Source organism: Microcystis sp. M49636_WE2, assembly GCF_030065375.1.
In the GTDB taxonomy this organism is placed as follows: Bacteria; Cyanobacteriota; Cyanobacteriia; order Cyanobacteriales; family Microcystaceae; genus Microcystis; species Microcystis aeruginosa_C.
Genome location: NZ_JASJFG010000142.1, coordinates 1 through 2,578, shown reverse-complemented (window position 1 = coordinate 2,578; position 2,578 = coordinate 1). Strand labels below are relative to the sequence as shown.

At 41.1% G+C, this 2,578-nt stretch carries 4 protein-coding genes; all 4 read right to left on the bottom strand.

The features are described 5' to 3' along the window. The coding region (locus tag PX484_RS03350) for a S8/S53 family peptidase (protein ID WP_502882691.1) at positions 1 to 602 on the bottom strand (602 nt) is incomplete at its 3' end. Between the two features lie 43 nt (positions 603 to 645). After that, positions 646 to 1,731, bottom strand: coding sequence for a calcium/proton exchanger (gene cax / locus PX484_RS03345; RefSeq protein ID WP_002800565.1), 1,086 nt, complete (start codon positions 1,729 to 1,731; stop codon positions 646 to 648). Next, the gene (locus tag PX484_RS03340) at positions 1,728 to 2,189 is read right to left on the bottom strand and encodes a cupredoxin domain-containing protein (RefSeq protein ID WP_287765225.1); all 462 of its coding nucleotides are present in this window, start codon (positions 2,187 to 2,189) and stop codon (positions 1,728 to 1,730) included. The genes cax and PX484_RS03340 overlap by 4 nt, the downstream gene beginning before the upstream one ends. A 251-nt stretch (positions 2,190 to 2,440) precedes the next feature. Further along, positions 2,441 to 2,578, bottom strand: a 138-nt coding sequence (locus PX484_RS25645) for a DUF6679 family protein (RefSeq protein WP_353853207.1), incomplete at its 5' end; no start/stop codon positions are given.

The window sequence follows — 2,578 nt, the reverse complement described above, 5'->3', positions numbered from 1 at the left end:
TCAACTCGCGATGACCAATCAACACATTGAGTTAATAAAGCTTGACCATCTAATTTTGGTTCCTGTCGCTGATCTCTTTGCAAAGATTCCCCAAAACTAAAGTTAATTGCTCGCACATCACCGCTATTTTGTCGGGCAATATTTTGACTGGTAAGACATTCTTCCGGTTGTCCGCCGCGTCGCAAAGAACCCACCGCCCCCGAATATAATCTCGCTTTTGGGGCCACTCCGGGGATTTTTTTATCATCACTGACCATCACCGTTGCCACCATAGCGGCGTGATTATCGAGATAGGTGTTGGGTTTGGCAATTTGATCGCGAAAAAAAACACCAGCTAATTTATAGGGAGGCTGCCAAGCTGCCACTTTATCATAACCGAACTGAGCCGGTCGGCCGATTTCCACTTGACCGATGGCAATTTTTCGCCCTAATAAATTATAGGGTTCCGCCCGCAGGCGATCAGCATAAATTCCCTGTTCACCGATGGAATTAGAAAGAACTAGGGAAGGAAGGAGAATTATCGTTACTACTAACCCGACGACAAACCAAAATCCTCTTTTCATCATCAGCAATCCTGCGGCAGTAAGGTGATATCGATCCATTTTAAGACAGAAATCTCAGAAAATACCTAAATCTCTTTTTTGGCTAGGCGGGATGGTAATAAAAAGCCACGGACAAGATTAAATAGGTGGCTAGTAATAGGGTTCCATCTAACCAATTGGAACGACCAGTAAAGCTGATTAAATTAGTGACAACCACCGCTACAATCAAAGCCACCACGTTAAAGGGATTAAAATTTAAATCCATCGGTTGCTGCCAAAATTGACCGATAAAAACTAATAAAGGTGCTACGAATAAAGCCACCAATAAACTATCACCCATAGCCACGGAAACCGTTAAATCCATCTGATTTTTTAGGGCTAATTGAATGACGGTAACTATTCCAGAAACATCGCTAATTAAAGGAATGAAAATTACCCCGATAAAGAGAGGAGTGAGATTAAATCCTTCCATCACCGATTCCACTACATTAACAAATAAATCTGACTCATAGGCTACAGCTACGGTGGAAGTAAGCAGCACAAGTAACCAAATCCAGACTTGAGCTTTTTCTTCCTCACTAACCTGATTGTCAGGGGTATTTTCATTACTTAATCCCACTTCGTAGAGATAGCTATGGGTTTTGAGGGAAAATAATAAAGTTAACCCGTAAACTATTAATAAAACCGTAGCGGTGACTAGGGAAAGACTGAGAATATCGGCAACTTCCACCACCTTAGAAGTATATATTACCAAAGTTGGTAAAGCGATCGCTATTACTGCTAAAGTCATGGAAGAACCATTTACCCGCGCTAAAATCGGTTTAAATTCTTGCTCTTTGTAGCGAATTCCTCCCGTGAGCATTCCCATGCCCATAAATAATAATAAATCACTGAGAATACTGCCGGTAATACTGGCTTGTACGATGTCCACCAAGCCTTTTTTTAGGGCAATTAAGGCAATAACTAAAGTGGTAGTATTGCCAAAGATAGCATTAACTAATCCTCCCAAAGTTGGCCCGGTGACTACGGCAACTCTTTCCACAGCCGTACTTAACCAAATTGACAGGGGAATGATCGATAAAGCTGCAGTGATAAAAATAGCTTGATCTCCCCAATTAAGACGACCAGCGATCACCGATAGAGGAATAAATAATAGGAAAGCAAAGGAGACAATTTTTCTTAAATTCATGGGTTATTAATGGCGATTTCTCCCACCATTCCCGCTTCAGCATGACCTGGAATAGTACAGATTAATTTATACTTACCGGTTTTGAGAGGAACTATCACCCATTCTGCCTGTGCATTAGGTTTTAATTCTAGTTCGTGAATTGCCCCTTTAATCTCCACTTTTCCCGCTTCAACTTTCTGAGTCCAACTAGCATCAGCGAAGTCTTTAGCGGTAAAATAATGTTTAGTGGGACTGGGATTATCGAGGATTAATTTGTATTTTTGTCCAGCAATAAAGTCTAATTGACTAGGAAAGAATTTTAATTCTCCTTGCCCGGAGCCTAGACTAATTTTAACTTCTAGAGGGGCAGAGCCAGCGAAGGCGGGAAAAGTTACTAACCAACAACTAATTAAAACTATTACTACTGCCCCAAATTTTTGATAGATATCCTTGGCAGCGAAGTAGGGATTAGAATTCATTTTGCTCCTCCAGCTTATAATAGAGAAAATCCGGCGGCTTTTAAGTAGCTAGACACAATCAATTACACATATCTAACTACTTCTTGTCTTTTGCCTATCCTAACCAAGAAATTAATTCTTCACGACTACTTAGGATAACTTTACAACAAGTGATGATTCTGACTGGCTCTCTTCCCTTCTATCCCTTAAAAGTCCCTTGGCCATGGTTAAAACCTCGGGACTTCTAGCCACTGTCATTTAAATCGACTAAATTAATCTAAGCTATCGGGAGAATGGGGATAAAGTTGTTCTGCTTCCGGACAATCTTCCGAGACATTAATATCAGGATTCGTCCGCGACACCGATGCCAGTTTTCTGCTCACCGCACCGATACTTTCTAAACGCACCAT

Bases quoted from the DNA above. Each gene is read 5' to 3' on its own strand.
- cax (WP_002800565.1), bottom strand. From the start codon at position 1,731: ATGAATTTAAGAAAAATTGTCTCCTTTGCTTTCCTATTATTTATTCCT.
- PX484_RS03340 (WP_287765225.1), bottom strand. From the start codon at position 2,189: ATGAATTCTAATCCCTACTTCGCTGCCAAGGATATCTATCAAAAATTT.